Annotated in this window: 5 protein-coding genes; all 5 read right to left on the bottom strand. The window is 66.1% G+C overall.

Annotated elements, in window-relative coordinates; translation table 11 throughout:
* Genes J2X38_RS01680 through J2X38_RS01660 form a run of 5 tightly spaced genes read right to left on the bottom strand, consistent with a single transcriptional unit; the run spans nucleotide 1 to nucleotide 19,516 of the window.
* The gene (locus J2X38_RS01680) at nucleotides 1-1,092 is read right to left on the bottom strand and encodes a cell wall hydrolase (RefSeq protein ID WP_310250580.1); all 1,092 of its coding nucleotides are present in this window, start codon (nucleotides 1,090-1,092) and stop codon (nucleotides 1-3) included.
* Nucleotides 1,089-3,236, bottom strand: a complete 2,148-nt coding sequence (locus J2X38_RS01675) for a type I secretion system permease/ATPase (protein ID WP_310250578.1) — start codon at nucleotides 3,234-3,236, stop codon at nucleotides 1,089-1,091. Before J2X38_RS01675 ends, J2X38_RS01680 begins: the two co-directional genes overlap by 4 nt.
* 35 nt (nucleotides 3,237-3,271) lie before the next feature.
* Nucleotides 3,272-4,666 carry a TolC family protein gene (locus J2X38_RS01670; RefSeq protein ID WP_310250574.1) on the bottom strand — a complete coding sequence of 465 codons (1,395 nt, stop codon included), beginning with the start codon at nucleotides 4,664-4,666 and terminating at the stop codon, nucleotides 3,272-3,274.
* Nucleotides 4,666-5,388 (bottom strand): OmpA family protein, encoded by a 723-nt coding sequence (locus J2X38_RS01665; protein WP_310250571.1) that lies wholly within the window; start codon nucleotides 5,386-5,388, stop codon nucleotides 4,666-4,668. Before J2X38_RS01665 ends, J2X38_RS01670 begins: the two co-directional genes overlap by 1 nt.
* 52 nt (nucleotides 5,389-5,440) lie before the next feature.
* The gene (locus tag J2X38_RS01660) at nucleotides 5,441-19,516 is read right to left on the bottom strand and encodes a VCBS domain-containing protein (RefSeq protein WP_310250568.1); all 14,076 of its coding nucleotides are present in this window, start codon (nucleotides 19,514-19,516) and stop codon (nucleotides 5,441-5,443) included.
* Nucleotides 19,517-19,585 lie beyond the last annotated feature (69 nt).

Raw genomic sequence — 19,585 nt, 5'->3', positions numbered from 1 at the left:
TTATGTTCCGGGCTGGAATTCGGGTGTGGCTGCGGTGCCCTGCTGGCTCGTCAGGCTGTCGAAGCGCGACTTGCTCTGCGCCGGGTCGGGAATATTGGGAACCCAGCCCTTGGTCATATCGACACGACCGCCGACGTCATTGTCGGCGCGGTGGTCGGTCGGGTCGCGCGGCGGGGGCACACCCTCGACCGCGATCGCTTCGCCGGGTAGCGCCACCACAGCGGCAGTACTGCCTTGATAAAGCTGGCTGAACGCCGGAATCCACTCAGCGCCGGCATAGGCGTCGGAGAAAGCCCCCGGCTTCCCCCACGAACCCGGCCAGCGATAGAAGATATGCGCGCCGATCTGCTCGATCTTGGTGAGCTTCGGTGCCCAGCGCGGCAGCACATAATTGGCGTGATAATGCGTCGCCATGCCGACGCTCGTCTCGACATGGCCCGACAGCGCGGCGCGCGCGATCTCGGCCGAACGGCGCCATAGCGCGGGTACCGGCGGGCGGCGCATCGATCCGTCGCAGGCAAAGCTGAACTGGCAACCCGGGCGCGAACTGCCTTGATAGATCACGCCGCAGACGGTGTTAGGATAGGCTGGGTGCTTCATCCGGTTGAGAATGACCTGCGCGACCGCGGCCTTGCCCGCATCGGATTCGGTCGCCGCCTCATAATAGATCGCCTGCGTCAGACAGCGCTGCGCGTTGGTCGCCTGCGCCAGCGAGATCGTCGGCATCAGGAACGGCCGCGCCGCCTCGACCGGCAGCGTCGAGACCGGGAGCAGCGCGTTGCGCGCGACGGCATCGGCGCCTTCGGCGGTGGGAACGACGGAGTTGGTTTCGGTTTCGGTGATCAGCTTTGCAATCGCCTGTTGCTTCGCCGCCTTGGCGGCTTCGACGGGATCGGCGGTCCAACTGGCGACGACGCCTTCGACGAAGCGCGACAGGCGATCGTTGGACGAGGCGAACAGGATCGCGGCCGCGAACAGCGCGAGACCCAGCAGGATCCGCTTCAGGCTCTTGGGCGCCCCCTGCCGGGCATCGGCCCAGGGTGCGTCGGCGGCCGCGGCGCCATCGCGCCCGATGTTAAGCTCAGGGATCATGATGCCGGTTCCTTGGTCGATCGCGCGAGGACTTCGGCGCGCGGGCCGTCGGCGACGATCCGCCCGCCGTCGATGACGATGATGCGGTCGCACATCTGCAGGATCGCCTCGCGGTGCGTCGCGATGATCACCGTCTGCGATTTCGCGACGGCGCTATCGAGCGCGTTGATGAAAAGCCGTTCGCTCTGTGTGTCCATCGCGCCGGTCGGTTCGTCGAGGAAGAGCAGCCGCGAGGGCGAGGCCAGCGCGCGCGCGATGGTGAGGAAGCCGCGCTGGCCGCCCGAAAGCTGGCCGCCGCGCTCGCCGGTGCCGCGGTCGAGCCCGGTTTCGTCGCGGCCCATGAAGCGGTCGGCGCCGATCGACTGCAAGGTCGCGAGCAACTCGGCGTCGGTCGCGGCGGGCGCGCAAAACTGCATATTCTGCTTGATCGAGCCGCTGAACAACACCGCATCCTGCCCAACGAAGCGGAATTGCGAGCGGAGGTAGATCGGCGAATGCTGACGGCTGTCGAGCCCGTCGATGAAGATATTGCCCGCCTCGGGCGCGTACAGGCCGCAGAGCAGGCGCCCCAGCGTCGACTTGCCCGACGCGACGCGCCCGACGATCGCGATCCGCTCGCCCGCCGCGATCTTGAGGTCGATGTCGGTCAGCGACGGCGCCGCGGCGCCCGGATAGGTGAAGGACAGGCCCTCGACCGAGACATTGCCCGTGTCGATCGTGAGGTTCAGCGCGCTGCTGCCCATGCGGCGTTCGTCGTCGGCCTCGATCATCTGCTGGATGCTCGCCATCGTCGTCAGCGCCTGGCGCCCGCGCGTCATCAGGAAGGCGAGCTGCCCGACGGGGGCCATCGAGCGGCCGGCGAGCATGACGATCGCGATGATCGCGCCCATCGAAATCTTGCCCGCATCGAACAGGTAGAAGCCGCCGACGACGAGCGCGAGGCTGGAAAATTGCTGGCCCAGCGTCGCGAGGTTGATCGCCGCGGCGCCCGTGCGGCGCATCACCGCCTGCGTCCGCGCGCTGGTGTCGACCATCCGGCGCCACTGCCCGAGCACCTGCCCCTCGGCGGCGCAGCTCTTGACCGTTTCGGCCCCGCCGATCGCCTCGACGAGCATCGCATGCTGGATGCTCATGTCGGCCTGATTGTCGAGCGACGCCTGCGCCATGCGTCGCTGCAGGAAATAGCCGGCAACGCCCATCGCGACGATGATCGCCAGCGGGACGAGCGCGAGCCAGCCCGCGAGCACCGCGATCATGATCAGGAACAGCACGAGGAAGACGACATCGACGATCAGCACGATCGTCGTCGAGGCGAAGAAATCGCGAATGCTTTCGAATTCGGAGACGCGCCGCGCGAGCATGCCGGTGCTGCCGCGGCGGTCGGCGAGCGGCATGTTCAGCACTTTGGAGAAGATCTTCTCCGACAATTTGACGTCGAGTTCGCGGCCGAGATCGTCGAGCAAGGTCGAACGCGCGAGGCGGAGCGTGAATTCGACCGCGAAGGCGAGCAGCGCGCCCACCGCGAGAACCCACAGGCTCGACACCGCCTTGTTCGGGATGACGCGGTCATAGACGTTCATCGTGAACAGCGGCAGCGCAAAGCCGAGCAGGTTGATCATCAGCGCCGCGCCGAGCACCGGATAGAAGGAACGGCGCATCCGCCGGACCTCGCTCCAGAACCAGTGGCGCTTGGCTTGTTCGTCCCACGGCCGTTCTTCGGCGCGGATCGCGGTCGGATCGGCGGCCACCGCCACCGCCTGCCCCGCATAGCTTTCCTCGACACTGTCTTCGTCGGCCCAAACTGGCGCTTCGGCGCCCGGTTCCCAGACGAGATACTGGCTATCGCGCGCTTCGATCAGCACCGCGCACGATGCATCGGTGCGCCGGATGATCGCCGGCAGCTCGCGCGCAAGGTTCCGCACCTTGCGCGCATAGAGCCGCTCATTGTTGATGAAGCAGAGGTCGAGCGCGGCTTCGGCCTGATGAAAGGGGAGGAAACCCCTCTCATCGCGCGCGAGCGCCGAGAGCGCGCCGCGCTGGAAATTCTGGCCGAAATGCTGCGCGACAAAGAGGATGCAGGCGATCAGCGGATCGCCCGGCACCTCTTTACCGATACGCGCAATCGAGGATTGATTCTGCACCATATTGAAATTTTCTACTTGGAATCAACCCACTGACATCATTGCGGATAGTGGCGGCGCTGCAGTTCGGCCGGGGCCGGCGGACCGTAACCGACCTTCTCGCGCGCATAGACGCGGCGCGCTTCGGGGGCGGTCAGGTTGAACGCCTCCAGCAAACTGTTGGTCGATGCGAGGATTTGATAGACCGCGAACATCTCCGAGAAACGCGCCGTTTCGGCGCGGACCTGAACGTTGAAACGCGTGTTCTGCGCATCGAGCACGTCGAGCAGCGAACGGCGGCCGACCGAGAATTGCTCGCGGTACGACAGCAGGAGTTCGTCGGTCGACTTGCTCTGATCGACAAGATCCCGGAACACCGCGGTCTGCGTCTCGCGGCTGTTCCACGCGCGGCGCGTATCGGCCTCGGCGTTGCGCTCGGTTTCATGCAGGCGGAAGCGGCTCTCGCTCGCGCGGCGTATCATCTCCTGATATTTCGCCTGGTTGATCCCGCCATTGAAAATATCCCAGCGCAGGACCACACGGCCCAACAGGTCGGTCGTCTCGCCGCGGAACGCGTCGATATCCTCGCCCACCCGGCCCGAAAATTCGAGGCCGATCGTAGGGAAGATATCGCCCTTTTCCTTCTTCGCCTCGGCATTCGCCGCATCGACGTCGGCCTGCGCTTCGAGCACCTTGGGGTGCCGCGACCGGGTCAGGCCGACCGCTTCGCTCAGGCTGACGGGCAGCTTTTCGGCCATCGCCGGCGGCATCTGCACCTCTTCAACTTCGAGCCCGCTGAGCGCGAGCAGCTCGATCCTTGCATTCTGCAGCGCTTCCTTGGCTTCGGACACGCGCACGCTTGCCGCCTTGGCGCGTTCCTGCGCCTGCTGCAGGTCGGCGACGCTGATCGATCCGGCGGTCACGCCGGTCGACAGGTCGGACACCAGGCTGTTGTGAAAGGTCATATTGTCTTCGGCGGCGGCGACGACGCGCTGCTGCAGCAGGACGTCGAGATATTGCCGCGCCGATTGCAGCGCGATGAACTCGGACCGTTCGACCACGCGCAGCGCCGCGCCGTCGACACGCGCCGCCTGACGAAGCTTTTCGCCGTGGCGCCGCCCGAAATCGATGAGCGTCTGCTCAGCGCGGATCCCCGCTTCGAGCGGATAGAGTTCGTCGTTGGCGATGCCGAGGTTGCGGCGCGTCGCATTTTCGAGCCGGCGGACCCCCGCCGACAATTCGAGCGAGACGCGCGGCAGATACAGGCCCTTGGCCTGCTCGAGTTCGAACTCGATCGCCTGCTTGTTCATTTCCGCCTGGTTGATCTGCGGATTCGAATCGATCGCGACCGCCATGACATTCTGCATGCTGGTCGGCTCGGCCAGGGCCGAGGTCGCGAAAAAGGATATGGCGATGGCCGAGGCAAAGCCGGCGAGCTTATATTGCGGTTTCATCACTGTCCCCCCGTCCCGTTCACTTCAACTTCGACGCGCCGGTTCTCCGGCGTGCGCTGGCCGTCCACGGTCTGGACGCGCGGCTTGCGCTCACCCATGCCCGACACCGCGATGGCATCGGCCGGAATGCCCGCGACGCCCATCATGTCGGCGATCACGCGCGCGCGCCGCAGCGCCAGACCGTCATTATATTTGTCGGAGCCCGACCGGTCGGTGTGGCCAACGACGGTAAAGCTGCGCCAGCCGCAACGCGTGCGATTCTCGGCCATGAAGGCGACCGACTGGCCCGCATCGGCGGGCGCGGCGGTCGAATCCCAGTCGAAATAGAAGGTCGAGGCGACCTCGGGCGGGCAATTTTCCGTCGGCGGTGCCGGCGGTACGAGCGGCGCCTCGGGCGTCGGCGGCGGCTGGTTCCGCATCATGCCATAGGCGAAATCGCAGCGACGCAGGCTTTCGGCGTCTTTGTTGCCCGACTTCAGGAAGCCTTTTGCGATGCCGCACTGCACCTTGGCTTCGGACGCCCAGGTATAGGTGTTGCTGTTGGCGGCGACGACCGATCGATCGGTGGTCAGCGCCAAGGCCGCGTCGTACCGGGTCTGGACCTCGGTCCGCACCTGGTCGATCGGCAGATCGGCAAGAGCCTGCGCATATGCGCTGCCAGGCTGGGCGAAGGCCAGCGCGGCGAATGCCCCCGCCATCCATTTTCCCGGTTGATGTGCCATTTCGTATCGCCCTCCCGTTATTCTCTGTTCCACTGGTCCTAAATTTGCTCGATCAGGCCGCCGCCATATGGTGAAGATCCACTGCCAGCGGCTGGCTGGCCGGGAACGCCACATCGGGCGCGACCTGTTGATCGAGGAACTGCGCCAGATCGAAAGCGGGCGTCTCACCGGCCGCGATCTGCACCGGTTCATGGCCGCCCGTGACGGCGTGGATCAGCTGATCGACCGCGCTGCCGCCGCTCTCCAGGACCTCGGCAAGCACCGCAGTCGCCGCCGGATCATGCGCCGCGGCATCCGAACCCGCGGCAACCGCATCGGCGGGCACCGCCGCCAGCGCGAGCAGACCGTCCATCACGCCCGGATCGAACGAGCCGCGATCCGCGATCATGTCGGCCAGCGAATCCGAGCTGTCGGCGTCGGCATTGTCGGTGGTTTCGCTGCGCCAGCCGCTGTCCTGCGCGCCGTCGATCGCGGCGGGGCTCGCGTCGTCGGAATGCAGCGTGGCCGATGTGTCGGGCGCGGCGGTTTTCGGCGTTTCGGCAGGGCCGTCGCTGGCGGCGCTCGAAGGCGCGGCCGTCGCCGCAGCATCGATGGATGCCGCTGCGACGCCGCCGTCGGCCTGGTCGATGCTCGGCTCGTCCTTCGCCGCGACGATCGGCGACGCGCCGCTATCCGGCTGCGCGCCCTGAATCCCCACGATCAGCGACGCGGCGACCAGCGAGCTCGTCAGCGCCTGATTGCCCGCGGCGCGCTGGACGTCTTCCGCCTCGCGCGCCGGTGCGCGGGCACCGAGCTGTGTGTCGAGCTGAACTTCGATATAGTCGCCGCTCGTGCCGTCCTCGCGGGTGAAGCCGCCGCGTGCGGTCACCGCTTGGCCATCGACCTGCTCATCGGTGGGGGTGGCACCCGTCGCAATCGAGGCGATCCCCCGATCGGCAAGGCTCGAAAGCTCGCCCGCATCGCTGACGCCGTCGGCGTTGGCGTCCTGCCAGATCAGGAGGTTGGCAAAAGCCGCGTCGGCCGCGTCGATGATGCCGTCGCCATTGCCGTCGAGCGAAGCGAGCGCCGCGACGCCGCTGGCGAAATTGCCGCCACCGAAGCCGGGGGTGAAAATCTCGGTTCCGCTATCGATCTTGCCATTGCCGTTGAGGTCGACCGCCAGAATGCCGTCGTTCGACGAATTCCACGTTACCCGATCGGCCGCACCGTCGGCATTGATGTCGAATGCCGCGGTCGCGCCAAAGGCATAGCCGTCGCCGCCCAGATCGAGGATGATCGGGTCGGCGGTTCCGACGAAGTTGGTGGCGGAAAGATTGCCGTAACCGACACCGTTGATCGTCATGATATGTTCGACGGCCATGCCGCCCTGGGTGGGGTTGGCCGAGCCGGTGATCGACACCGAATAGATGCCCGCATTCGCCGAACCGCCCGTGCCCGAATAGACGATGAACGTATAGATCCCGACCGGAATGCCGTCGGTTGCGCTCTGAATGAAACCCTCGATCGTCGATCCGTCGCCGTCATTGCCAAGCGAACCCGTCACCCAGGCACTATTGACCAGTTCGACGACTTCGACCCCGGCGCCGATGGTGGTCTGCGTTGCCGTCACGGTCACGAAGCTGCCATCGGTGCGGCTGGTGCCGCCCATCGACACCGCGACCCGGTCGTTCGTCGTCGAGAAATTGCTGACGGTGGCGACCGTGTTGTCGCCAAACCCCAGGGCCGTGTGGCTAAAGACGATCTTGTCCACTGCGCCATCGCCGTTGCCGAGGTCGACCGTCCAGGCGCGCGTCGTCAGCGCCGCGGCGTTGATGGTGACCGTATCGCCCCCCGCCCCGGCGTTGACCACGCTGTTGTTGCCGGTGCTCGCGGTGAGTGCGTCGCCGCTCGCCGACCCGGTGATTGTCATCGTCTCGGTCTGCGCGCCGAGGTTGATCGTCACGCCGGCCGCCGCTCCCGATGCGGAAACCGTCTCGACATTCACCAGCCTGCCATCGGCGAGGCCGTTGAGGTCGGCCGAGGTCGAGGTGAGTGCGATCGTATCGCTGTTGTTCGCGCCAAGGTCGATCGTCCCGGCCGCCTGGATGATCGCGTCGAGCTGCGCGCCGGTCAGCGTCAGCGTGTCCGCACCGCCCGAGCCGGTGAGGTTGCTCGTCTCGACATTGCTGACCGTCGGCGCGCCTGCGGCGGAAATATTCACCGCGCCGCTGACCGCGATGTTCAGCGCGTCGGCGCCACCGGCAAGGTCGATCGTGCCGAACGACGCCCACTGCGCCGCGGACATCGAGACTGTGTCGATACCGCTGCTGCCCGTCAGCGTTTCGACGCCGCTGATCGTGCCGCCCGCGAAATTGACCGTCGTGGCATTGGTCAGCAGGATGGTGTCGCTGTTCGCGCCGCCGTTGATCGTTTCGCCCGCCCCAAATTCGCCATTGGCGAGCCAGAAAATATCGTTGCCGATACCACCGGTCAGCGTGTCCGAACCGGTGCCGCCCGAGATCAGGTCATCGCCGTCGCCACCGTCGATAATGTCATTGCCTTCCTGGCCGAAGACGATGTCGTTCCCGGTGCCGGCATTGATTGTGTCGTTGCCCCCGGTCCGTCCGCTTTCCTGTGCCAGCGCGCTGTAATTCGTGCGGATATAGGCGATCGTATCCTGACGGGTCCAATCGGCGCCATTGAGTCCGGGATCGATCGATTCCAGATTTGCCCGACCTTCGAGCGTCTGGAAGACGGCCCAGCCCGACCCGGCGGGAAGGCTCACGCCCAGCTGGGTCGCCAGCGTATCGGTGAACAGGACGTCGCCGAAGATCACGTCGCCCCCGGCGCCGCCGTTGATGGTGTCATTCGCCGCGGCGGCGAGGTCGGTCGAGCCGCCCAGAACCTGGAGCACGGCAGCCAGTTCTTCGGCCGAGGTCGCGTTGGTCGCGCTGCCCGTCCCGCCCGATGCAACGCCGTCCTCGACATCGCTGAGCCGTGCAAGCAGCGTCGCATTGACGTTGATCCCGATCGAATCGATCGAATAGCCGGTCGCGAGTATCTGCTGCGGCTCGTTCGAGCCGTCGGTGCCGAGCACCTGGTCCATCGCATTCTGGACGTTGGTGGCGTCGGAATCGCTGCCGTTGCCGCCAGTATTCCATAGGGTTGGAAGACCGTCGGAAACGAAGACGACCTTATTAATGTCGGCGCCGACAATGCCGTTACCGCCGTTGATCCAACTCAGCGCATCCTGGAGGCCGTCTTCATAGTTGGTGCCGCCGCCCGCCGACATGTCCTCGACCGCCTGTTTGGCATCGTTGACCTCTTGCGTCTGGACGACCCCGTTGACGATCAGGTCGAAGGTGCCAAGATTGTCCCCATCCGCGTCGAAATCGATGATCGTGATACGGATGTCCTTGGCCCCCGACGCCGCCAGGCTGTCGATCAGCGCCTGCACACCATCCTCAAGCGCTTGTTGCCGCGAGATCGTGCTGTTTCCGAACGGAATCTGCGTCGTCATGCTGCCCGAACTGTCAAGCACCAGAACGATATTCGCCTGTTGCCCTTCGGTGATCGTCACCGATCCCGGATCACCGACCAGCGTATCGTCGAAAGCACTGCCCTGGATCGCGCCGTCGACCTGGCCTTGCGGATTGGCGACGACATGGTCGGTCGGCTCGCCAGCGACGTCACCGGTTGCCGAACCGATCACCAGCAGCGGTGAAGCCGTGGTGATCGCCAGCGACGCTTGCGCGGTGTCGCCGTCGCGATCGACGATGGTGACCGGGACGTTGAAGTTCACCGGGTTTTCGGTCTGCACCACCGCACCGAAGTCGCCGATCTTGAACGTATCGCCGCCGGCATGGTGGAATTCGATGCTGTTGTATCCGTCGGCGGTAAAACCGGCGACGACGGTATTCGCGACGACACCGGCGACGGTCGCTTCGCCGTTGGCGAAGGTCACGGTGAAGTTCTGGCCGCCGACATTATAGGTGCCATTCGCCGTCACGCTGAGCGTCGCATTGTTGAAGCTGATTGCGACCTTGGTGATCGTATCCTTCACACCGTCGCCGATGTCGTTGTCGGTGTCGATGTCGTCGCGCGCGACAAGCCGGACGCTGCTGCTGGAGCCGATATTCGTAAACAGCGCCGACGCGCCGTTCGCATTATAATGCGAGTCGAAGGCATGGTTCTGGTTGGCGGGCGTGGCATAGTTCGCGCCGCTGTTCGGCGATCCGGTCAGGTCAACGACGAAATCGACCCGCATCGCCTCACCAGCCTTGATCGACTGGCCATCACTGATCCCACCCGTGCCATTGTTGGTGTTCACGGTCCCGCCATCGATCCCGCCCGTCATCGGCGTCAACAGCAAGTCCTGACTGTTATTGTCGCCCGCCACCGTAAAGCCGGCCCATGACGTGTTGCCGCCGACGAAGTTGTAACTGCCGCTGTCGAAATCGACCGTCTGGGTCGAATCGAGCTTTTGGACCATCTGGACCTGATATTGGTCGGCGTGGCCCGCCGGTTGGAGGCGAATGATAAAGACATCGTCGCCGTTCGGCTTTTCGGCGGTCAGAATGGTGCCACCGGCCGAGATGACGTAGTTCAGCGCCAGACCGCCCGCCGTCAGATTCTGCGCCTGGAGCGCCGCGATCGTCGCGGCGGTGAAGATCACGCTGCCCGGGCCGTCGCCACCATAATTATTGTCGACGTCATTGTCGGTATCGAGCGATTGATACACCGACGAGCCGGGGGCATTGATCAGCGCCGCGGCAAGCGGCGCGATCGCGATCGGCGAGTCGTCCTCGAGCCCGATGGTCAGCGCCGTCGCGTTGGTCACCGTCGTCGTGCCGTCGTTGACGCTGACGGGAACGACGAGCGACAGCGCGTCTTCCAAGGTCGTGTTGGGATGATCGATCGGCCGCGACAGCGTCACGGTGAAGTTGCCGCTGTTGTTGATCGATACGCTGATGATCGTATTGGCACCGACCTTGCCCAGCAGCAGCTGCGGGTTGGTCGTATCCCAGACGATCGGCTGACCGCCCGAAAACAGCGCCGTCGCCGGTGCGCCGAGCGAGAAGGTCAGAGCGTCGCCGTCGGGATCCGTCGCCGTGATCGTTCCGTTCCGGACCGTCTCGTTCGTCGTATCGACGGTGCCCGTCGTATCGGGGAAGCCGCCCGCAAGTCCCTCGTCCGATACCGCGGTCGTCGCCGTCCCGATCGTCGGCAGGTCGTTCGAGCCATTGATCGTGATCGTCAGCGTCGTCGTCGACCGATCGCCATCGCCGTCGGTGATGGTGTAGGTAAAGGTTTCGGTCAGCGTCTCGTTGACCCCCAGCGCCTGCACCGTCGCATTACCGTTGTTCAGCGCATAGCTGTAGCCGCCATTGGCGTTCAGCGTCAGCGAGCCATAGGTGCCCGCGAGCGGCGTTCCAACATTGCCCGCCACCGCGCCCCCGGACGTGCCGGCGATGACGCCTGTCACGCTGGCGCCGTCGGCGCCCTGCGTGTCGGCGCTTCCGGGCGCATTGGTCGTCCCGACGCCGGTCACGACATTGCCGGTGGCGGGACTCGCCGCATCCTCGGTCACCGCATCGGTGTCGGCGCGCGCGGTCGGCAAATCGTCCGAGATGGTGACCGTGACGGTGCCGGTCGCCGTATCGCCATCACTGTCGGTGGCGACGACGCCGACCGAGCCGAGGTTCGCGAGATCGTCGACATCGATGCCGGTGTGGTTGTCATGATTGTCGTTGAGCGTCGCGGTGACCGATGCATTATTGCCCACGCGCACCAGGTCGAGCGTCACGACGAGACGCGCGCCGTCCGAGCCGGTGATCTGCGTATCGGAGACGCGCACCCAGGTCAGGCCGCCGCCCAGCCCGGCAACGCTGGCCGCGAAGACGATCGAGGCGATGGCGTCCGAGCCGGGCGTGAAGACAAGCGATGCATTCGCCGAATCGGGGCCGGCGGGGGTCGAGCCGTCGACCAGATTCTGGTCGTCGAGCGCGAGCGTGATCGATCCGCCCCCAATCGGATTGGCGCCGTCGGTCAGGCTGATCGCCTGCGTCGACGTCGCCGGATCGCCGTCGCCGTCGGTAATCGTGTAGCTGAAGCCCGCATTCACCGCCGCGGCATTGCTCACGGGGTTCGGATCGAAGGTCCATGCGCCGGCCGCAGTGAAGGTATAGACCCCGTTCGCCGTGGTAATCGTCGTCGTGCCGACGGCATTGATCGCGGTGGTCGTCGCCCCGATCGTCACCGACGTCACCGTCGCGCCGTCGGCGCCGCGCGTGTCGTTGGTCAGCAGGTTGCCGCCCACCGCCGCCGCATCCTCGGCGACGACGATGTCGGCATCGGGCCGCGCGGTCGGGACGTCGTCGATGATATTCACCGACAGCGTGCTGCTGGTCGTATCATTGTCGACGTCGGTCAGGGTGACGACAAAATTCTCGAACAGGCTGTTCTCGCTGGCGCCCGTCGCATGGGCCTCGGCGGCAGCCAGCGTGTAGCTATAGCTGATCTCGCCAGTTGCCGAATTATAGGCCGTGATATTCAGCGTATTGCCGAGCGGGGTAGGAATCGTCGCCGGCGTGAACACGCCATTGTTGATGACCTGCACGCCATGGATCGTGAGGTTCGCGACGCCGTCGGGTGCCGAGATATTGAAGGTGCCCGTCTGGGTGAGCGATTCCTTCGCCGTATCCGAACCCGCGGGCAGGTCGTCTTCATCGACCGAGACATCGCCACCCTGCGCCTCGGGCACCAGGTTGGTGATCGTCACGCCGTCGTCGGTGCCGGTCAGCGTGACCGTCAGCGTCGCGGGGTCGCTGTCACCGTCCTTGTCGGTCAGGGTGTAGGTAAAGATGTCGGTCAGCGTCGCCCCGGGCGCCAGCGCGTTGATCGCGGTCTGGCCAGCGGCGGTCAGCGTATAGGTCTGCGTGCCGTCGGGGTTAAGCGTGATCGTACCATAGGTGCCCGTGAGGCTGGTGAAGGTGCGGCTGCCCAAACCGTCGGCGCCGTCGGTGTCGTTGGTGTCGACGTCGAAGATGACCGAGATCGGGCCGCCTTCGGTAAGGCCCGCTATATCGTCATTCGCCACCGGCGCATCGTCTTCGAATACCAGATTCTGGCCGATATTGGCGGTGGCCGTCGCCGTGTCGCCATCGGCATCGGTAACCGTTGCGGTCAGCGTGATCAGATTGTCGGCCGACGGGCTCGTCGGCTGATCGGGTCCGCTGTTCGGCGTGTGGACCACCGCGCGGCTCTGGTCGAGCGTGACCGTGCCGTTCGCCGCGACGCTGACCGTGAAGACCAGCTCGTTCGAGGTCGAGGTCCGGCCCTCGACCACGCCGCCGACGACGCTGAGCACCACCGCCTGGTTCGTCAGCGTGTCGACAAGACCCGTCGGTCCGGCCGTGATGCCGAGCGCATAGGTCGTCGAATTCGTCGCTGCGGCGCCATCGGCGCCAAAGGTCGGGGTAAAGACCGATGCGAAGCTGAACGGCGCGTCGGTGCCAAATGCCGATTCATCGACCGTCAGCACCGGCTGCGTGGTATTCGCAACCACCGTGGGCGCATCGTCGTCGAAGCTGATCTGGAGCGTGCCAGGCGCCGTCGATCCGTCGCTGTCGCTGACGGTGAAGCCCAGCACCACCGTGGCGTCATTCTCGTCGCCGCCCGATGTGTGGAGGACATTGTCGACCAGCGTCACCTTGTACGCGCCCGTCGCGGGGTTGGTAACCTCGACGGTAAACAGCACGCCGCGCGGACCGGTGCCGGTCAGCGTGTTGGTGCCCGCGTTCCAGCCAAGCTGGACCGATTCCTGGCCGACAATGACGAACAGGCCGTTCATCGCGGCGAAGTTCACCGAACCCGGGCCGTCGCCACCGAAATTGAGGTTGAGCAGGCCGCTGAAGGTCGCCTGATTATTGTCGCCGTCGCTGTTCGGATCGGTCAGGTCGCCGGCTGTGCTGGCGGGATTGCCGCCGGCGAGCGCATCGTCGTCGACCGAAGCCTGCGTCTGGCCCGCGGTCGGGACGTTGGCGTCGGTGATCGTGAAGCTGATCGACGCGGTCGCGGTGTCGTTGTCACCATCGGTGACCGTGTAGGTCGCGGCGGCGCTGCCGGTGCCGGGCACCGATGCGTCGGCGGTGAAGCTGTAGCTGCCGTCGGCCTTCACCTTGATCGTGCCGTGGCCGATATCGATGGCCTGCGAGAAGCCGTCGCCACCGAAGACCAGCGCCGTGCCGTTGATCTGGGTGACAGTCGCGCCGTCAGCGCCCTGCACGAAGTCGAGCGCGCCGGTGACCGTCGCGCCCTCGGCGACATTCTGGTTCGCTTCGGGCGAGGCGGCGGGCACGTCGTCGGTGATACGGATGTCGATCGTCGCGCTGGCGGTCGACCCGTCGATGTCGGTAACGGTCACGCCGACGCTGTCGTTGCGATTATCCTCGCCCGCTGCCGGATGGTCGGTGCGATTGTCGTTCAGCGTGTAGCTATAGGTGAACGTCCCGCCGATCACCGAACCGTCGGCGCCGGTCACCGCGGTGAAGCCGGTGACATTGAGCGTGCCATAGGCGCTCGCAACCGACTGCGGCGTGAAGGTGCCATTCGCGACGACGAGCGTCAGCGGGGTACCGAGCGGCACGCCGTTGAAGCTGGTCAGCACCACATTGCCCATACCGTCGGGGGTCGATACGGTGAAGCTGTCGCTGTCGGTCAGGCTGTCGGGCGTCGTGTCCGAGCCCGCAGGCTCGCCGGGACGCGCCGGCAGATCGTCTTCGTCGACGAACAGTTCGGCGCCAGCGGCGTCGAGGCCGTTGATCGTGACGCCGTCGTTGGCGCCGTTGATCGTGATCGTCAGCGTCGTCGTCGCTGGATCGCCGTCGCCGTCGGTGATCGTATAGGTGAAGATCTCGGTCAGCGTCTGACCGGCCGAAAGGCCCTGCACCGGCTGCGCCGCATTGTTGAGGACATAGCTATAGCTGCCATCGGCGTTCAGCGTCAGCGTGCCATAGGCGCCCGCCAACCCCGCGCCCACGGCGCCGACCGTCGCACCGAAGCTCACGCCCGTGACGGTCGCGCCGTCTGCCCCTTGGGTATCGGCAGCGCCATCGGTCGCATTGCCGTCGGTGCCACCCGTACCGGTCAGAACATTGCCGTCGGCGGTCAGCGGACCATCCTCGGTCACGCTGTCGGCGTCGGGCTTGGCGGCCGGAACATCGTCGGTGACCTGCACGGTGACGACGCCCGTTGCCGGGTCACCGTCGGTATCGGTCGCCTGCACCGTGACGGCGCCGAGCGCCTGCGTCTGCGCCGCCATCGCCAGCGCGTGGGGCAGGTTGTCGGCAAGCGTGACGGTAACCGTGGCGATTCCCGACAGGCCGGGCGGGATCGATGCGGGGGCCGTCAGGCTGATCGTGATCGCGGCCGGACCACCCAGCGTGAGCGAGCCGACGATCGTCTGCCCTCCGGGCGCCATCGACCAGAAAAGGTCGATGCCCGTCCCGTCGAGATTGGCGACAAGCCCGGCGACGCCGGTGAAGGCGAAGCCCGAAAGTGTGTCCGAGCCCGCGGAGAAAATGAGGTCGCCGCTGGTCACTTCGGCGGGGCTCGCCGGGTTGCTGCCGATCGCATTGATCGCGGCTTCGTCGACCGTCAGCGTGATCGGGGAGGCGTTCTTCGGGTTCGCGCCGTCGGTGATCGCGATCGTTAGGCTGTCCGACGTCGGATCGCCGTCGCGGTCGACCGCCGACAGGGTGAAGCTGGCCGACGGATTCGTCGCGTTGTTCTGGTTGCCCGCGGCGGCAAAGCTGAAGGTGCCGTTGGCGTTGACCGTCAGCGTGCCCGTCGGCTGGGTGATCGACACACTGCTTCCGGGGGCAAGCGACAGCGTCGCGCTGCCGCTGCCGAAGCTGACATTGACCGACGAAACGCCATCGGCGCCCCGGTCGAGCGTCCACGTACCCGTCGCGGTCGCGCCTTCGACGACGGTCGTCGGCGTGTCGGAGACATTGAGCGTCGGCAAATCGTCGACGATCGTGACGCCGAACGAACCCGACGCGGTGGTGCCGTCATTGTCGGTGACGGTGAAGCCGATCCCCGCAAGGAAATCGCTATCCTCGCTGCCCGGAACCGCCTGGTCGATCGCCTGCGACAGGGTGACCGTATAGCCATAGGTGACCTGCGTCGCGCCGGGGCCCGCAGTCGGGGTGGTCAGGCTGATGCGGATCACGTCGTTGCCGCCGACCGAACCGACAAGATCGTTGCCGACCTTGTCGAAGGTCACCGGCACGCCGCCAACGGTCAGATGCGTGTCGAGCGCGGCGCTGTCGTTGAGGACGAGCGAGCCCGCGAGCGTCGCCGGCACGTCGCTGCCGAAATCAACGGTGATCGTGCCGCTGGCGCTGGCGCTGCCGGTCGAGGTCACCTCGCCGGACAGGCCGTTGTCGGCATTGGCGCCCACGAGGCCATCCTCGTCGACGGTGACATCGGCGGTCTTGCCGATCTGCGGCGCCGAATCGGCGACGAGCGTGATCGTCGCGGTGGCGACGTCGGTGTCGCCGTCGCCGTCGGTGATCCGGTACTGGAAGCTGACGCTGCCCGTTTCCTGCGCACCGGGCGTGTAGGTGAAGCTGCCATCACCGTTGTTGACGAGCGTGCCGGTGCCGGTGAGCGAACCCGCGACGAGCTGGACCGCCGAAGGCTGGACGCCGTCGGCGCCGCGCACATCGTTGGCGAGCACGTCGATCGTGACCGGCGCATTTTCGGCCGCCTGCGTCGTACCATCGTCCGCCGCGGTCGGGACATCGTCGATGATCCGGACGTCGAGGCTGGCGTTGGCGGTCGATCCGTCGCTGTCGGTCACGACAACGGCGAAACTGTCGCCGACGAAGTCCTCGCCCTGGCTGCTATGCGTCAGCGTGTTGTCCGAAAGGACATAGTTATAGGTGAAGGTCCCGCCGATCACCGAGCCATCGGCGCCGATCACCGGCGTGAAACCCGTGATGTTGACGGTTCCAAGTGGACTCGTCGCGGTGCCCGCGGTGAACACGCCGTTCGTCACGACCTGCGTGCCGCCGATCGTTACATTGCCGAGCCCGTCGGGGGTCGAAACGGTGAAATTATCCGTCTGCGTCAGCGCCGCCGCGTCGGGTGACGAGCCGTCGGACAGATCGTCTTCGTTGACGATGACTTCGGCGCCTTCGGCATTCAGGCCATTGATCGTCACGCCATCGTCGGCGCCGTTGATCGTGATTGTCAGCGTCGCGGCCGCGGTGTCGCCGTCGCCGTCGGTGATCGTGTAGGTGAAGGTCTCGGTCAGCGTTTCACCCGCCGAAAGGCCCTGCACCGGCTGCGCCTGGTTGTTCAGCACATAGCGATAGCTGCCGTCGGCGTTCAGCGTCAGCGAGCCATAAGCGCCGGCAAAGGCCTCGCCCAGCGCGCCGCCCGCGACGGCCGTGACCGTCGCGCCATCGGCGCCTTGAGTGTCGGCGACCCCGTCGGTCGCGTTGGCGTCGCCGCCACCCAAGCCCGTCAGAACATTGCCATCGGCAGCCGGCGGATTGTCGCCGTTTCCGCTATCCTCGGTCACGCTGTCGACATCGTCGCGCGCGGTCGGAACATCGTCGATGATGCGCACGTCGATGCTGTCGGTGCCGGTCGACCCGTCGCTGTCGGTGACGATCACCGCAAAGCTGTCGGTGACATTGTCCTCGCCCTGCGCGCCATGCGTCAACGTGTTGTCGCCCAGCACATAATTATAGGTGAAGGTGCCGCCGATCACCGACCCGTCGGCGCCCGTGACCGGGGTGAAGCCGGTGATGTTGATCAGCCCAAGCAGACTCGTCGCGGTGCCCGGCGTGAAGACGCCGTTCGTCACCACCTGCGTCCCGCCGATCGTCACATTGCCCAGCCCGTCGGGGGTCGAGATCGAGAGGCTGCCGGCCTGCGTGAGCGCCGCCGCGTCGGGCGACGATCCGTCGGCCAGATCATCCTCATCGACAGTCAGGTCGCCGCCTTCGGAATTGATGCCATTGATCGTGACGCCGTCGTCGGCGCCGTTGATTATGATCGTCAGCGTCGTCGACGACGTGTCGCCGTCGCCGTCGGTGATCGTGTAGGTGAAGGTCTCGGTCAGCGTCTGCCCGGCCGCGAGGCCCTGCACCGCCTGTGCCGCATTGTTGAGGGCATAGCTGTAGCTGCCGTCGCTGTTCAGCGTCAGCGCACCGTAAGCGCCGGCGAGCGGTTCGCCCACCGCGCCGCCCGCGACCGCGGTCACGGCCGCGCCGTCGGCGCCCTGCACGTCGGCGACGCCGTCGGTGCCATTGGAATCTTCGCCGCCGCTGCCGGTCAGCACATTGCCGTCGGCCACCGTCGGGCCATCCTCGGTCACGCTGTCGCTGTCGGCGCGTGCGGTGGGCGTGTCGTCGACGATATCGATGTCGAGCGTGTCCGTCGCGGTGTCGCCGTCGGCGTCAGTGATGACGAGGGCGAAACTGACCGTCGTGCCGTCGCCGTCGAGCGTGTTGTCGATCAGCGTATAGACATAGGTGATCGAACCCTCGCCGGTCGCGGCGTTGAAACTATAGCCGGTGACGACAAGCGTCCCCGTCGCGTCGCTGGAAATCGTCTGCGGCAGCGATCCGGGCGTCACCACGACGCCGCCGATCGACACGCTGCCGACGCCGTCGACCGCGGTGAAAGTGATTGTGCCGCTGGTCGAGGCGTCGCTGCCGCCTTCGCCGCCAGCAAAGGCCGAACCCGGCGCCTCACCTTCGCGCGGGCCGAGGTCGGCCTCATAAACGACCGTCCCGCCATCACCCTCGCCATCGCCCGGGACGAAGGTGATGACGGTCGGCGCGTCGGCGATACTGATGGTAAGGGTCGCCGTCGACGTATCGCCGTCACCGTCGGTAATCTGATAGCTGAAGACGTCGTTGACGCCGCCGGCGGTGCCCGGATTCCGGACATAGGTGTAGCCGCCTTGGGCATTGATCGTCAGCGTGCCATATTGGCCCTGCACCGTGCCCGGCGCCGAAAATCCGCCTTCGCCGCTCGCAGCGCGGATCCCCGTCAGGCTCGCGCCGTCGGCGCCCGGCGTGTCGGCCCCTGCCGCCCCGCTGGTCGTGCCCGTTCCGGTCAGGACATTGCCCGTCTCGGGCGCAAAGCTGCCCGCGGCGACCCGGTCGGTGTCGCCCCGCGCGGTCGGCACGTCGTCAACGACCGAGACGGTCAGCGTCGCCGTCGCGGTGTCGCCGTCATTGTCGGTGACGACGACGGTGAGCGGGTCGGTCAGATTGGCGTTCGCATTGGTGTTGTCGGTGAGCGTGTAGCTGTAGCCGACATTGCCCGGCGTCAGGCTGGTGATCGTCAGCTGGCCAAGCGGCGTCGTGATGACCTGGCCGACCGCCGTAATGGCGATGCCGTTGATCGTGATCGTGTCGAGACCGTCGCCGGCGTCATAGACGATCGAACCCGTCGTGGTTTCGCTGTTCGCGGCGCTGTTGCTGCCCGCGGGCTCGTTGCCGCGCGCGGGAAGCCCGGCTTCGTTGACGCTGGCGGTTGCGGCGGTCAGCCCCGCGGGCTGATCGGGCGTGACGATCAGAATCGTCGGTTCCTCGTCGGAAACGGCCGGCAGCAGTTCGCGGTCTTCGGGCTGCGGAAACGCAAGCTGCGTGTAAGGCAGCAGGTCGCCGAGCGCATAAGCATCCTGGATCGGGCCTTCGGGATCGGCGAAATTGCCGCCCGAGCTGCGGACGCCGGCTTCGGGGTTCAGCTCGCCCAGATTCTCCAGCAGCTGCGCCACCGTGCTCGCCGGCACCGTATCGCCATCGACGACGATCGACGGAACATCGACCGCACCGCCGGGAATGATGAACACCTGACCGTTCGGCAGGGTGATGACCAGGTCGGTTCCCGAAATCGTGATATCGTCGATCGATGCGCCCGCGGGCAGGACGACGCGGCCGCTTGCGTCGGGAACGAGGATGGCCTGGATCGCCAGCGGTATGATCGACGCGGCGGCGGTCACGTTCGCCGCGGCAAGAAACTCGCCGCCCGGTGCGGCCCGGCTCGACTGCTCGTTCGATGCGCCGTCGCGCGCGGGACCGGTGATTCCATTCCGCGCCGGATTGTCGAAAGCATCCATGTCAATTTCCCTCGAACGCACCTCGCCCTGCCGCAAAAACGGCACAGCAAAATTTCCACCAATGTCAGT

The sequence above is a fragment of the Sphingopyxis sp. BE235 genome (genome assembly GCF_031457175.1).
Taxonomy (GTDB): Bacteria; Pseudomonadota; Alphaproteobacteria; order Sphingomonadales; family Sphingomonadaceae; genus Sphingopyxis.
The sequence above is the reverse complement of the archived record's forward strand: the minus strand, read 5'-3'. Positions and strand labels throughout refer to the sequence as shown.